Annotated in this window: 9 protein-coding genes and 1 tRNA gene; 4 read left to right on the forward strand and 6 right to left on the reverse strand. The window is 44.7% G+C overall.

Features of this window, described 5'->3' with window-relative positions:
- Positions 1–4 precede the first annotated feature (4 nt).
- Positions 5–1048: an L-idonate 5-dehydrogenase gene (gene idnD, locus FDW97_RS16215; protein ID WP_038636800.1), complete on the reverse strand. Its 1044-nt coding sequence runs from the start codon at positions 1046–1048 to the stop codon at positions 5–7.
- A 216-nt stretch (positions 1049–1264) separates the two neighbouring features.
- On the opposite strand from idnD, the gene idnK reads away from it, so the two are divergent.
- Positions 1265–1786: a gluconokinase gene (gene idnK, locus FDW97_RS16220; protein ID WP_087857450.1), complete on the forward strand. Its 522-nt coding sequence runs from the start codon at positions 1265–1267 to the stop codon at positions 1784–1786.
- A 30-nt stretch (positions 1787–1816) separates the two neighbouring features.
- Here the strand turns inward: idnK and FDW97_RS16225 are convergent, their stop codons facing one another.
- Positions 1817–2836, reverse strand: coding sequence for an NAD(P)-dependent alcohol dehydrogenase (locus tag FDW97_RS16225; RefSeq protein ID WP_038636806.1), 1020 nt, complete (start codon positions 2834–2836; stop codon positions 1817–1819).
- Between the two features lie 230 nt (positions 2837–3066).
- Here FDW97_RS16225 and FDW97_RS16230 point away from each other — a divergent pair.
- The 3 genes from FDW97_RS16230 to FDW97_RS16240 all read left to right on the forward strand — a co-directional run bounded on the left by FDW97_RS16230 (position 3067) and on the right by FDW97_RS16240 (position 5789).
- Positions 3067–3151, forward strand: a tRNA-Leu gene (locus FDW97_RS16230).
- A gap of 198 nt (positions 3152–3349) precedes the next feature.
- Positions 3350–4600 (forward strand): integrase arm-type DNA-binding domain-containing protein, encoded by a 1251-nt coding sequence (locus FDW97_RS16235; protein ID WP_137351318.1) that lies wholly within the window; start codon positions 3350–3352, stop codon positions 4598–4600.
- A gap of 187 nt (positions 4601–4787) precedes the next feature.
- Entirely contained in the window at positions 4788–5789 is a 1002-nt protein-coding gene (locus FDW97_RS16240) for a DUF4917 family protein (protein WP_137351319.1), read from the forward strand.
- Between the two features lie 115 nt (positions 5790–5904).
- Here the strand turns inward: FDW97_RS16240 and FDW97_RS16245 are convergent.
- The 4 genes from FDW97_RS16245 to FDW97_RS16260 all read right to left on the reverse strand — a co-directional run bounded on the left by FDW97_RS16245 (position 5905) and on the right by FDW97_RS16260 (position 14320).
- Positions 5905–7025 (reverse strand): IS3 family transposase gene (locus tag FDW97_RS16245; protein WP_137351320.1). Its coding sequence is split into 2 segments (ribosomal slippage): positions 5905–6767 and positions 6767–7025, totalling 1122 coding nucleotides; the frame shifts between segments, so codons are not numbered across the junction.
- 323 nt (positions 7026–7348) lie between these two features.
- Positions 7349–10366 (reverse strand): type I restriction endonuclease subunit R, encoded by a 3018-nt coding sequence (locus FDW97_RS16250; RefSeq protein WP_137351321.1) that lies wholly within the window; start codon positions 10364–10366, stop codon positions 7349–7351.
- Positions 10367–10598: 232 nt separating this feature from the next.
- Entirely contained in the window at positions 10599–11906 is a 1308-nt protein-coding gene (locus FDW97_RS16255) for a restriction endonuclease subunit S (RefSeq protein WP_137351322.1), read from the reverse strand.
- The gene (locus FDW97_RS16260) at positions 11906–14320 is read right to left on the reverse strand and encodes a class I SAM-dependent DNA methyltransferase (RefSeq protein WP_137351323.1); all 2415 of its coding nucleotides are present in this window, start codon (positions 14318–14320) and stop codon (positions 11906–11908) included. Before FDW97_RS16260 ends, FDW97_RS16255 begins: the two co-directional genes overlap by 1 nt.
- Between the last annotated feature and the right edge of the window lie 378 nt (positions 14321–14698).

Genomic DNA, 14698 nt, shown 5'->3' on the forward strand with positions numbered 1-14698 from the left:
TTCCTTATTTTGTTTCTGCAAAAACGAGCTGGACCTTTGCCGCCTGGGTTTTGTCCCCGGCGAAGATCAGCGCTTGTTCAAGCTCGGTAAATGGATATTCGGCGCTGAGTAACGGCAGCGGATCGATAACGTTATTTGCCAGCCACGACACCGCGGTGTTGAACTCAGTGGTAAAGCGGAACGAACCTTTGAGCGCGATCTCTTTGCCGATCAGCATCATCATCGGGAAGTCCGGCACTGCGCCGCCCATGCCGACCTGCACCATCACGCCTTTTGCGCGGGTCACTTCCAGACAGGTGGTGATTGAGGACGGATGACCGGAGACTTCGAAGCTAACGTCGAAGTAGCCTTTCTCTTTTTTCCACTCCTCGAGCGAGTCCTGCTGCGGATTAATCAGCGTGTCGGCCCCCATCTGCTGGGCCAGCGACAGCGAACGCGGGCTGATATCAGCACAGACAATCTCTGCCGCACCGAGCGTTTTTACCGCGCTGACGATCAGGCAGCCGATAGGACCGACGCCGGAGATAAACACGCGCTTGCCCTGCAGGTCGCCCGCTTCATGCGCGGCGTGGATCGCGACCGCCAGTGGTTCGGCAAAGGCCATGACTTTTTCATCGGCCTCTTGGGGGTAGGGAATACACTGCGCGGTATCGACGGTTTTAAACCGGGTAAAACCGCCGTCGACATGGGGAAAATACATGGCGCTACCAAAAAAGCGCATTTCCGTGCACTGGTTTTCTTCATGTTGCAGACAATATTTACAGTGGCCGCACGGCTTCGACGGATTAATCGCCACTGACTGACCTTCATGTAATTCTTTGGAGTCGCTGTGCACCACTTTACCAATAACTTCATGGCCTAAAATCATCGGCGCTTTAACAGTGAAATTACCGACTTTTCCTTCCTGATAATAATGTAAATCGGACCCGCAAATACCACCGCGGGTAATTTTTACTAGTGTCCCTTTATTATCCCATTCAATATTTTGGTCGGTAATGGCAACAGTTTTCTTACCCGCGACAACGCAGGATTGGGTTTTGACTTGCATAAATGCCTCACTGGTCAGGTAGTAACCTCGACAGCATTAAAACGGTTTTAATTATTATTATTTGTGAAGTAAGTCACGCTGGAAAATTGTTACACTACAATGTTACGCATAACGTGATGCGCCTTGTAAATCTGTGCGGTCGTGCCGAAAAAAGGTGAATTCTGCAATGTGCAAGGCGTAGTATCGCGTCATGGAATATAAATCTGGAGTTTTTTGATGGCCGGGGAAAGTTATATTTTGATGGGCGTTTCGGGGAGCGGTAAATCTTTAATTGGCAGCAAAATTGCCGCTGTATTATCGGCTAAATTCATTGATGGCGACGATCTTCATCCAGCCAAAAATATTGATAAAATGTCTGAGGGTATTCCATTAACCGATGAGGACAGACTTCCCTGGTTAGCGCGATTAAATGATGCCTCATACAGTTTATATAAAAAGAATGAGACCGGATTTATTGTCTGCTCGTCATTAAAAAAACAGTACCGCGATATATTGCGGCAGGGCAGCCCGAATGTGCATTTTCTGTGGCTGGACGGTGATTACGAGACCATTCTGGCACGTATGCAGCGTCGGGCAGGGCATTTTATGCCGGTGGGCTTGTTAAAAAGCCAGTTCGACGCGCTGGAGTGTCCGCAGGAAGATGAACGCGATATTGCCCGCATCGATGTGAACCATGACATCGAGCATGTGACGGAACAGTGCCGCAAGGCGGTGCTTGCGTTTCGTAGCGGGCAATAGGCCCAGCCCCTTGCGGGACTGAGCCCTGCATCAGAAGTCGGCTTTCAGCACCACGCGGTAGCGGGCTTTGCCGTCGCGCACGTGCTGGATAGCTTCGTTAATTTGCGACATCGGGTACAGTTCGGTGGTCGGCGACACCTTGCTGCGCCCGGCAAACTTCATCAGTTTACGCAGCTCGAAGGGCGTTCCGGTCGCCGAACCGGAGATGCTACGATCGCCGGCAATTAAGGTAAATGCCGGCACCGGCAACGGTTTCAGCACCGCACCGACGGTATGGAAGTTACCGCCGTAGGCCAGCGCTTCAAAATAGGGCTGCCAGTCGAGGTCGACGTTAACCGTGTTAATGATGAGATCGAACTGGCCCGCCAGCGCTTTAAGCGCATCCGGATCGCGGCTGTTGACCACCTTATCCGCTCCCATCGCCAGTACCTCCTGCTCTTTCGCCGGATTGGAGCTGAACGCGGTCACCTCGCAGCCCATCGCGTGTAACAGTTTAATGGCGATATGCCCCAGGCCGCCGATGCCGATCACCCCGACGCGGCTGGTGGCAGTGATGTGGTGCATCAGTAGCGGTTTGAACACCGTGATACCGCCGCACAGCAATGGGCCAGCCGCCGCCAGGTCGATGCTATCCGGCAGCGGGATCACCCACTGCCAGTCGGCCCGCAGCTTCTCGGCAAAGCCACCGCGATTGAGAATCGTGGGAACGGAACCTTGCAGGCAGTTAATCTGATTACCGCTGATACAGGCGTCGCAATGCCCGCAGCTGCGCGCCGTCCAGCCAACGCCGACGCGCTGGCCAACTTTCAGACCCTTATCCTGCGCCGCGCTGCCGAGCGCCGCCACGCGACCAATCACCTCATGCCCGGCAACCAGCGGATACTGAGAGAACCCCCATTCGTTGTCGATCATCGACAAATCGGAATGGCAGATACCGCAGTAATCGACCTGTACCTCGACATCTTCCGGCTTAAGCTCGCCCGCATCATATTCATAGAGTTCGAGTTCGCTGCCCGCCGATTTTGCGGCGTAGCTTTTTATCATCGACATCGTGTTTCCCTCAGTGTGGTGTTGAATTGGAAGTGTAGAGCATGGGGAAACGGGACGCTTCGCAGAACGGGGGCTTAAGGAGGTTATTGCGGGGGCTAAACCGTGATGTTGATTGCAGCTCCGAAAGGTAATGCTGAAATTTTCAACACTTAGCGAGCCATACGCACGCTGACGCTTGCATGGTGGCGCATGACAGGTATAATCCACAACGTTTTCCGCATCCCTTCCGTGCCGGAGTGGCGAAATCGGTAGACGCAGTTGATTCAAAATCAACCGTAGAAATACGTGCCGGTTCGAGTCCGGCCTTCGGCACCATCGGAACATCAATAGACGTCAACAGACGTCTTTTTTTGTGCCTGAAATCCAGTATCCGCAAGGCTTTCCTCGCTTTTTCACTCAACCTAAGTCAACCTGATTCAATCTACATCAACTTACTGATGCGGGTACAACTGCGGGTATATCGCGGTTCGATAATGTTTGTACCCACACAGAACCCTTGAAAGGATATTCATCATGGCTCTGAGTGATGTGAAAGTTCGTTCGGCTAAGCCTGAAGCAAAAGCCTATAAACTAACTGACGGTGAAGGCATGGTTTTGCTGGTTCACCCTAACGGTTCCAAATACTGGCGGCTTCGTTATCGTTTTGGCGGTAAGGAGAAGATGCTAGCCCTTGGGAGATACCCTGAGGTTTCGCTAGCGGATGCCAGGGCACGCAGGGATGAGGCCCGTAAGCTATTAGCTAATGGCGTCGATCCCAGTGAAAACAAGAAAGCCGTTAAGGTAGAGCAGGAGCAAGAGGCGATAACGTTTGAAGTGGTCGCCAGAGACTGGCATGCCAGCAATCAGAAATGGTCTTCAGCGCATAGCGCTCGTGTATTAAAAAGTCTCGAAGATAATCTCTTTGCTGTCATCGGTAAGCGGAACATTACGGAACTGAAGACACGAGATCTGCTTGTCCCCATCAAAGCGGTGGAGTCATCCGGGCGTCTTGAAGTCGCCGCTCGCTTACAGCAGCGGACTACTGCGATTATGCGCTTTGCCGTTCAGAGCGGTTTAATCGACTACAACCCTGCGCAAGAAATTGCCGGTGCGGTTGCTACGGCGAAAAGACAGCATCGTGCTGCTCTGGAACTTAATCGCATTCCCGAATTACTTCATCGAATTGATCACTACTCCGGTAGGCCGTTAACCCGGTTAGCTGTTGAACTTACCTTGTTGGTTTTCATCCGTTCAAGCGAGCTACGCTTTGCTCGCTGGTCAGAAGTGGATTTCCAAACTGCTATGTGGACGATTCCGGGCGAGCGTGAACCACTGCAAGGAGTCAAGCATTCTCAGCGTGGTTCGAAGATGCGTACTCCACATCTTGTTCCTTTGTCGCGACAAGCTCTCGCTATCTTGGAAAAGATCAAAAGCATGAATGGGAACCGAGAGCTGATTTTCGTGGGCGATCACGATCCGCGTAAGCCAATGAGTGAGAATACGGTTAACAAGGCTTTGCGAGTGATGGGCTATGACACGAAAACGGAAGTGTGTGGGCATGGTTTCAGGACGATGGCGTGTAGTTCTCTGATTGAGTCAGGATTGTGGTCGAGGGATGCAGTGGAGCGGCAGATGAGTCACCAGGAACGTAACTCTGTGCGGGCGGCTTACATCCATAAGGCGGAGCATCTGGGAGAGAGGAGACTGATGTTGCAATGGTGGGCAGATTATCTAAATGCTAATCGGGTGAAGGGGATAAGTCCGTTTGATTTTTCGAAAAAATAATTGAAATGTGCTGAGATACTTTGATGAAAAATCTCAGTGCATTTTCCTATTTTCTTTCATTTGAAGATGGTCTGCTTATGTAAATGTGATGAAGATTACAGATGTTTACTATCTACTTCTTTAGTCTTAGTGCTATGAATAATAGCGAATATATCCAAACTTGGATTTTTTAGGAATAAAGAATTAAATGGAAATAATGAGTTTTGAGGAAGTAATTACTTATTTACATAAGAAATCTCGGCCATACTCTCTACTTATGGGGAATGGTTTCAGTATGGCCTATGATAACGAAATATTCTCATATAACGCCCTTTATAATTTCTTAACGTCGAGAGATGATCAATTAATCAATAAACTTTTTGATGTGATAAAAACTAAAAATTTTGAATTAGTAATGCAGCAATTAGATACAACATTGGCCTTGTTAAAGGCTTTTGGCTTGGATGATAAGTTGCAGAGTGATATTATTTTAGAAAGCAAAAAGTTGAAAGACGGTTTGCTAAGTTCGATACATCAACTTCATCCTGAGCATGTATATAAAATCCCAGAGAAAAAGATAATTGCTTGTGCTGAATTCTTAAATTTATTTATTAAAAGCGGCGGGCATGTTTTTTCTACGAATTATGACATGTTATTATATTGGACACTTATGCGCAAGCATGTTGAAAATGCTATCGATGGCTTTGGTCGAGAGATAGAAAATCTTGATGAAGTGCTCCGTGGAGAAACGGCTGAATATTCGGACCTTGTGTGGGGGCCAAATATAGAGAACCAAAATATTCATTATTTACATGGTGCTTTACATATTTTTGACTCAGGGGTTGATATTGAAAAGGAACAATATGATCAAAGTAATTTTTTATTAGAAAAGATTAAAAAAAGACTCGATAGAGGAAGTTATCCAATATTTGTAACAGCCGGAAACGGAGATGAAAAACTTAGCCACATTAGGCATAATAGATATCTATCTCATTGTTTTGATAAATTATCATCAGTCGATGGCTCTTTGATTACTTTTGGTTTTAATTTTGGTGAGTATGATGAGCATATCATTGAAGCGATCAACAAAGCGACGCATGCTCAAAATAAAACCCCTCCAAAACTATGGAGTGTTTATATTGGGGTTTATTCTGATAATGATGCGGAACTGAATCGCCACTGCTTTAACAGACATCTCAGAGTCATTTAAGATAGCTTAAAGAGAGGTGCATATGAGCAGTAAGCGTTACCCTGAAGAGTTTAAAATTGAAGCTGTCAAACAGGTTGTTGATCGTGTGACCTGCCCCCTGGATTAGATATAACGTTCAGTTAGTAATGTCGGTTGATTTACTCCCGTATTCTCCGTTTCGCCATCCCGCTGCAAACTCTGAAGGGGGCTGATAATTCAACGAAGAATGAGGCCGGCATTCGTTATAGTCCTGCCGCCATGCGCTTATAATTTCTTTTGCATGAACAACATCGCGGAACCAGTGCTCATTCAGGCATTCATCGCGAAAACGACCATTAAAACTCTCAATAAAGCCATTCTGTGTCGGCTTGCCCGGCTGAATAAGCCGCAGCTCAACATTATGTTCAAAGGCCCACTGATCCAGCGCACGGCTGGTAAACTCAGGCCCCTGATCTGTTCTTATCGTCGCCGGATAGCCACGAAACAGCGCAACGCTGTCCAGAATGCGTGATACCTGAGCACCTGTAATCCCGAAAGCAACGCTGATCGTCAGACACTCCTTCGTAAAATCATCAACACAGGTCAGGCATTTAATCCGACGGCCACTGGCCAGCGCATCCATGACAAAATCCATTGACCACGTCAGGTTGGGACCTGCCGGACGCAACAGCGGAAGCCGCTCAGTTGCCAGCCCCTTACGGCGCCGTCTGCGTTTTACGCCCAGGCCATTGAGATGATAAATGCGGTAGACCCGTTTGTGGTTAACGCAAAGGCCTTCACGACGCAGAAGCTGCCAGATACGCCGGTAACCGAAACGTCGGCGTTCCATTGCCAGTTCGGTGATACGTGCAGACAGATACGCATCAGTAGCCGGGCGGTGTGCATCATAACGGCAGGTCGACAGGGACAAACCTGTCAGCCTGCAGGCACGCCGTTGCGACAGACCTGTCGCTTTGCACATTACTGTCACGGCTTCCCGCTTCTGGTCTGTCGTCAGTACTTTCGGCCCAGAGCCACCTGTAGTGCCTCTTTATCCAGCATGGCTTCGGCGAGCAGCTTCTTGAGGCGGGCGTTCTCTTCTTCAAGCGACTTAAGCCGTTTTACTTCAGGTACTTCCATGCCACCAAACTTCTTACGCCACATATAAAACGTGGCGTCGGAGATGGCGTACTTACGGCAAAGCTCGCGGGCGGAAACACCCGCCTCGGCTTCGCGAAGAATGTTGATGATCTGTTCGTCGGAAAAACGCTTCTTCATGGGGTTGTCCTCATGTTGCTGATGAAGACATTACTAACATCGCGGTATGTTAATCAATGGGGAGCAGGTCAATGGGATGACGCTTACCAAGATTATCCGTGGCGATTCAGAACATATTCGTTCAATACAATCTAAATTCCACGCAAAAGTAAAAATTTTTGATGCGAAAACAGTTAATGTTTGGGGTGTTTAATTTAAATGCTGTAACGATTTTCTTATGGCATGAATTAAGTTGAGGTTTATTAACCTCAACTCTTCTTCAATTCTAATGTTTTCGCTGATCTTAGCAACCAATACAGCATTATCTCTGGGGAAGCTCCAATTTACTCACCGATCATTCGTTGCATGCTTTGTGTCCAGGATGCTTTGAATGCTGAGTCTCCTGCAAACAGCTTATAAAGCTCCAGCTCATCCTTACGTCGTTGCAACATAATCTCTTTGAGCATCTTTTCAAAAGCCAAGTTTCTGTTATGTGGATCAGGATTATTTCTATACTTAGTCTCAAAATCAGGGTGATTACGAATGCTCTCAGCAATGTTTATAAACTTCACTTTCTGCTCTTCAGGCGTAGCACTCCACCCCTGGAACCACCTCTCATTGAAGGTGCGGATTATTTCGTCTAATGGATCTTTTTCCTTTTCACTGCTATGTGCTCCACGTGGGTTTGGGTTTTGTGGATCAAGCTCCGCTTCCTCATCGCTCAACTTGATTGTGTGATTGAGCTTCACACGCTGCAGCCCATAGGAACTCAAATCAACAGAATCTAAAAGCTCATCAATGGCATCTGCATCAGGGTCTTCAACTTTCAGCTTAGGTATGAGGAATTTCAAGAACCAGAACAGTTTCTCCCAAGTCACCATCTCATAAGGCATGATAGAGGCCATTTGCCCATAGATTTTCACGAATTGTTTGGCTTTAATTTTGAAATCAACTTTAGCTTCAGGTTCGAGTTCTAACTCATAGTCAAAACGAGCTGCTGCAACATCGATTATCGGGCTAAGAGTCTGGGCATCCTCATTATTAAAGTAACGAATTACAAACTCTTCAACTTCATGCCACTCATAAACTCCCACATCATCCATTTCATCTTTTAACTCATGCAGCACGTTGATATCAGTGGCTTGCGACAAAGATGTGGCTGTATAAAACGGATCAAATGCTAACTGAATGTCTTCAACAGAGTTGAAGAAATCCAGTACAAACAAATCTTCTGTTTTCTTTCCCAACTTGGGTGCACTACGATTGAGTCGCGACAATGCTTGCACACACAAGACGCTCGCTAGCTTTTTATCCACATACATAGCACAAAGCTTTGGCTGGTCAAATCCGGTAAGGTATTTGTTGGCGACAACTAAAAGTCGATATTCATCAGTGTCAAACATGTCTTTAGTATCGGTTTCGGCAAAGCCATTAATATCGGCTTCAGTGTACTCAATGCCATCAACCTCTTTCGTACCAGAGAATGCAATCAGGATTTTAAATGGGCTACCTTGCTCTTCAAGTATACGTTTAATAGCTTTATAGTAACGAATGGCAGTCTCAATGTTTTGAGTTACTACCATCCCTTTTCCTTTGCCTTTGAGCTTTTTCGCATTTACCACGTGAGGCACAAAATGCTCCAGCATGATCTCTGCCTTCGTATCAATGGTCTGCTGGCTACGTTCAACATAGGCTCTAAGTTTTTTCTGGGCTTTTTTAGTATCGAACTCTGGGTTGTCAGCTATCGATTTTTCAATCTCATAATAGCTCTTGTAGGTCGTATAATTGGCAAGCACATCCAGAATAAAACCTTCTTCTATTGCTTGTTTCATCGAGTAAAGATGGAAGGGTTTAAATGCACCATCTTCCTGACGCTCTCCAAACTTTTCTAGCGTGCTGTTTTTCGGCGTTGCAGTAAACGCCAGATACGATGCATTACCTCGCATTTTACGCGACTTCATTGCCTGAAGAATTTTATCCTGAGCATCTTCGGCCTCTTCAACTTCAGCCTTACCCATTGCACGGTTCATATTGTCATGCGCTGAACCAGACTGAGAGCTGTGTGCCTCATCGATGATTACGGCAAAACGCTTATCACTCAGGTCGGCAATACCATCAATGATAAACGGAAATTTTTGAATCGTCGTAATAATAATTTTCTTACCGTTTTCAAGCGCTTGCTTAAGCTCAGATGATTTGTGCGCAGGGGCTATGATATTTTTTACTTCTGAGAACTCTTTAATATTATCCCGCAATTGCTTATCCAACAGGCGTCTGTCAGTCACGATAATTACAGAGTCGAATAAAGGCTGCTCTAGGCTTTTCCCCCCTGCCACGGTTTCGGTAGTAGGATAGGTCTCAATAAGCTGGTAAGCAGCCCAGGTAATTGAATTAGACTTACCAGAACCAGCTGAATGTTGAATTAAATATGTCTGGCCAACGCCATGAGTAGCAGCATGATCGACCAATTTTCTGACAACATCTAACTGGTGGTATCGAGGAAAAAATAAGGTTCGCTTCGGTAATGGCACTTTGCTTGTGCCATCCAGACGGACAAAGTGTTGAATAATGTTGGCTAGGCTTTCTTTGGTGAATATCTCTTGCCATAGATATGCCGTTTTGTGGCCAGCAGGGTTAGGGGGATTACCCTGTCCAAGATTGTGTCCTTTATTGAACGGCAAGAAAAATGTATTGCTTCCCGCTAACTTCGTGGTCATATAGACCTCGTCCGTATCCACTGCCATATGCACCAGACAGCGACCAAAGGTCAGTAATGGCTGAGTAGCATCACGATCGTCACGATATTGCTTTTGCCCATGGTAGCGAGCTGTTTGTCCTGTCCAGGTATTTTTTAACTCCAGGGTGATCAACGGAATGCCGTTGATGAACAGCACCATATCTATTTCTTGTAATGGATTCGCTAGTGAGTAATGCACCTGCCGGGTACAGCTAAAAATGTTATCAGTAAAATCTTGCTTTACCTTCTCACTACTGCTCGCCAATGGTGCCGGATAGAGCAAAATGAAGTGGGCATCATCTACACTCAGGCCTTTCTTGAGTACGTGCAAAATACCGTGCTTTTTGATGAGCCGATCAAACCGTTCCAATAACTTGCGTTGCCAATCTGTTGGATTATTTTTTTGTAATTTAGTCAGTTCAGTTTCTTGTGTCTTTTTAATAAATTGCCAGAAGAAACGCTCATCAATGGCATATTGCATATTAAAGTCACTAGAAGCACCAATGACATACCCTGCACTGGAGAACTGGGGGCTTAGGCCGCCTTTGAGCTCCTCAGTACTGATACCTACCAAACATTTTTCAATGGTTGACTCTAATGCTTGCTCATTGGTTTGACTAACCATAGTTGTAAGATCCCTTATTCAAAATATCTCTATGTAGAGCCAGTATATCCAGATGTTCACGGGCATCACCAAAACTGCACCATCTGCGTTTTTTTGCTTAGTGCTTCAGGCTGGCGCGCAGTCCATTTCTTAAGACGTTTGCGTGCGGTAAAACCCCGAAAGCCACGTTTGCTGAACTTCCTGATCTTAACCGGACAGGTTTGATAATTCACCGTAAACATATTGCAGTATCCTATCGCTCCACCATCTCTGGGGTAATTTTTATTTTGCCTGTCACAACGCTATTGATCAGAGTTGCTTTGTATTCTTTAAGTTTTTCGGTTTGTGTCTGTTGCAACTCAATTGCAAGATCGTATGTCTTAGATTGTTCTTCAGCATATGCAAGAATTGCCAATTGCTCTTCTGCGGGTGCTACTGGAACATGAATGTCAAAAAGATCACCGGTATATAATCTGATTAAGCCTTCTACAATTCCCGTAGCACGAATAATGAATTGTTCAATATATGAAGGATGGCGAAATAATATTTCCAAATACTTTGCATCTACTATATGATCTTTACATTTATAAACAGCGTAATCAGGACTGACTAATCCTTTAAATTCAATACTGCTTTTGAAGAACACACCCAAGTGAGCTTTCAACTTATTAAAAACTAGATCATTCTCGTAAACCACTTTATTATCGATGTTGCTTGCAGCTACTTCTGCCTTATCGTGATAATCTGCCCTAACAACTAAACCATGAATCTGGCTGACCATAAACAGAGGCTCCTCTCCTGTTTTTGATCGTTCACTTCGCTCTTCTAAAATGTATTTAAGACGCTTAACCTCCCAATGATCTGGGATTTTACCAATCCAATCCACACCTGATTCTTTCAACATCACGTTTGGATCAAGTCCTTGCATGACTGCCTTTTGAATGATGATTTTCTTACGCTCTTTCAGCAGGTTGATTTGCTGCTCTTTGATTGCTATCGCTTCGTCGATTTGTGCTGTTTTTTTATCTAGGTAAAATGCGATTAAATATTGCTGTTCATAAGGAGGTACAAATGTCTTTATCCCCATAAAAGATTCTTTTGGAATCGTATTTCTTAGCCCACGATATATTGGTTTCAGGCGCTTATTTGAATCTAGATTCAAATAAAAGTAATAAAGAAATTTTTTGTTAAAATTTGTGCTGGTTTCGAATACTGTATAAGCACCAGTAATCATGCCATCGTATAAAGATAAACCAACTGTTCTGGGGGTCTCTTCAACATCAAAGAGACAAAAAACAAAATCACCTATTTTAACTTCCTGATATGTATCAAACTCCGCAGGAAACTTCCCCTCAGGATTATCCATATCCCTTTTGATAATACCTCTTAGAGTCAGTGATAAAAGTTCGTAATCATCAGATTTTTTCCCGACAAGGCTTTTCTTGAGTTTGAATATATATTTATTCGCCAGTAAATCCCATGAATTTGGAATATCTCCTAACCATTCTACACCTGAGTTCTGATATGCCTCATATTTAGGCATTAAAGACAAACTGTTCATCAGGCCTCTCCCTTTACTTCTGCCACTTCTATTCCTAAAATCTGCGCAATTAACCCATCTGCTTTTTGTTCCAGATTGATAATATCGGTTGCCACTTCTTCTAGGCTTCGTAGAGGTTTATGACGGTAGAAATATTTGTTAAAGCTAATTTCATAGCCAATTTTCACGGAATCTAGGTTAATCCAGGCTTCATCGATATGCGGTTTTACTTCATCGAGAAAGTATTGATAAATACTTTGTTTCAATGGAACAGACTCAGAGTCACGAAGATCAGTATTGGTCTCGTAAGTTATGTATTCACCTTTCTTCCCGCTTGGGTAGTAGCCGAAATCAGGTAAGTCGTCCACTTCACATTCATAACGGTCAAGCAGATCATCTAATTTATCATCGCTTAGCTTAACGACCTTTTTAACTACTTTCTTTGCTGATTCGTCATACCAACTGACGGCATTCAATATAATATTTTTCTCAGATGCAGATAATTTCACACCGCTCACTTTAAGTGTTTTATCGACAAGGCTCGTGAACTCATTAAAATCATCAAATTCATTATCGCCAATGTCAGACATCAATTTTTGAGCGGTCTCCAGAACGGTCCTAAGTGCCAACCAATACTTGACATCAAGTAATTTGGTCTTGGATTTTGCATTTAAGTTAATTTCGTTCTCTTCACACCAAGCGAAGATTTCTTTCTCAATGGATTTCAGGAAACTCTTTTTCCGATCACTACCGAATCCTGTGTTTTTATAGATATCATCACCGTATTCAGCATACAAATGTGCCATCACGTAGCTAAATTGTTTATCAAAGCGCAGTGGTGCAATAGCGTCCTGAGTAAAGCGTGCTTTACGTCGGTCTGGACGTTCAATAGTGACTTTATAGTAACCAAAGTCATCATTGCTAAATACCTTGCTGGCAATACCAATAGGGTCATTGTTTGTATCTAGCAGCCTTTCAACATCCAAGCAGGAAAGGTAAGTATCGGTGATCTCAGTAATATGTTCAGGTGCAAATTCGCAGTTTTTATTGCCTAAATTTTTACGCAATTTGCGATAGAGTAAGCTAGCATCAATCAACTGCACCTTGCCTTTTCGAGAGGCGGGCTTATTGTTATTAAGAACCCAAATGTAGGTAGTAATACCTGTGTTATAGAACAGGTTATTAGGTAATTGAACGATGGCGTCCAGCATATCGTTTTCGATAATAAACCGGCGAATATTACTCTCCCCTCCGCCCGCATCCCCAGTAAACAAGGATGAGCCATTGTGAACAGATGCGATCCGGCTACCGTGAGGACTGACGCTGGGATCTTTCATCTTGTTGACCATTTCCATTAAGAACAGTAGCTGGCCATCACTTGAGCGCGGTGTGGCATCGACTACTTCAACGTTACCCCAATAGTCTTTCAGGCTAACTTTAAAGCGAGGGTCAATCACATCGCTTCCGTCTTTGATGTGCTTCTGCTCAGATGCCCAACTTTTTCCGTAAGGCGGGTTGGACAACATAAAGTCAAACCGCGAGGATGCAAACTCGTCTGTAGATAGTGTAGAGCCTACTTTGATGTTCTCAGGGTTATTACCTTTAATCATCATGTCTGATTTACAGATAGCGTAGGTTTCGTCGTTAATCTCTTTGCCATACAGATAGATATCCCGATTGTCATTAGGATACTTCTCTTCAATGAAATTCTGAGACTCAGTTAACATACCGCCACTACCACAGGCTGGGTCGTAAACAGTCATGGTGAGTGGAAGCTGGTCCTTCACCGGATCAAAAACCAAGTGTGTCATCAGCTCGATCACTTCCCTGGGCGTAAAGTGTTCACCGGCTTCTTCGTTGTTTTCTTCATTAAACTTACGGATTAACTCTTCAAACACATAGCCCATACCCAAGTTGGTGAGGGCTGGCATCTTGTTGCCATCGGGATCTTCCACGATTTCTGGCGTTAAATTGATGTAGGGAGATACAAATTTCTCAACCACATCCAGCAGAACTTGCTTCGCAGCCATGTGGCGAATCTGTGACTTAAGGTTAAAGCATTCAACGATTTCTTTAACGTTATCGCTAAAGCCAAGTAAGTACTCTTCAAAGTTTGCCAGGAGTATTTGCTGATTGTTCGTTGCGGTGCTAAACAGTGACTTCAATGTCCATTTTGACGTGTTATAAAACACATAGCCACTGGCTGACTTTAAGGGCTCATCATCCAGCTCTGTAGCTTGCATCTCTTCTTTTTGGAACTTAACTTCCGCTAACACAGCTTCTTTGGTTGGCTCTAACAAAGTATCCAAACGCCGCAAAACCACCATAGGTAAAATCACATCGCGGTACTTACCTCGAACGTACACATCGCGTAAACAATCGTCGGCAATGTTCCAAATAAAAGAGATAAGCTTGTTGTGTACACTATGATCCATTTTTCTTCCTAATCACTGCTCATTTTTACATCTGAATGAAGAACTAAACTTGGCCTGCATAACTGTTGGTATGTTCACAAAAAGGTACAAGCAGCCAAAGATAGTTTCGAATCGTCCCAGTTTAACCAAGTACGCTCCTTAGTCCAGCCCTAACCTAGTATGGAACGATGGTGTTAACGAACAGCTTGATATTCATGCTGTATCACATAATAAATGGCTTCTGCCTCGGTTGTTTTAACAGCTTCAGGTCAAAAGGCAATTTGATATTCCTCTCAGCACAAACAAATTCTTGCGCTCGTACTCGCATCGTGGACAATGTTTAACCATGAGGATTTTATATCAACGAAATCAATAGTTTTATTTAAGTCACGGGATGGG

The sequence above is a fragment of the Citrobacter sp. wls708 genome, from assembly GCF_005281255.1.
GTDB lineage: Bacteria > Pseudomonadota > Gammaproteobacteria > Enterobacterales > Enterobacteriaceae > Citrobacter > Citrobacter werkmanii.

What these genes read in the sequence shown, in the direction of transcription:
- idnD (WP_038636800.1), bottom strand. Translation starts at nt 1,048, where the DNA reads ATGCAAGTCAAAACCCAATCCTGCGTTGTCGCGGGTAAGAAAACTGTT.
- idnK (WP_087857450.1), top strand. Translation starts at nt 1,265, where the DNA reads ATGGCCGGGGAAAGTTATATTTTGATGGGCGTTTCGGGGAGCGGTAAA.
- FDW97_RS16225 (WP_038636806.1), bottom strand. Translation starts at nt 2,836, where the DNA reads ATGTCGATGATAAAAAGCTACGCCGCAAAATCGGCGGGCAGCGAACTC.
- FDW97_RS16235 (WP_137351318.1), top strand. Translation starts at nt 3,350, where the DNA reads ATGGCTCTGAGTGATGTGAAAGTTCGTTCGGCTAAGCCTGAAGCAAAA.
- FDW97_RS16240 (WP_137351319.1), top strand. Translation starts at nt 4,788, where the DNA reads ATGGAAATAATGAGTTTTGAGGAAGTAATTACTTATTTACATAAGAAA.
- FDW97_RS16250 (WP_137351321.1), bottom strand. Translation starts at nt 10,366, where the DNA reads ATGGTTAGTCAAACCAATGAGCAAGCATTAGAGTCAACCATTGAAAAA.
- FDW97_RS16255 (WP_137351322.1), bottom strand. Translation starts at nt 11,906, where the DNA reads ATGAACAGTTTGTCTTTAATGCCTAAATATGAGGCATATCAGAACTCA.
- FDW97_RS16260 (WP_137351323.1), bottom strand. Translation starts at nt 14,320, where the DNA reads ATGGATCATAGTGTACACAACAAGCTTATCTCTTTTATTTGGAACATT.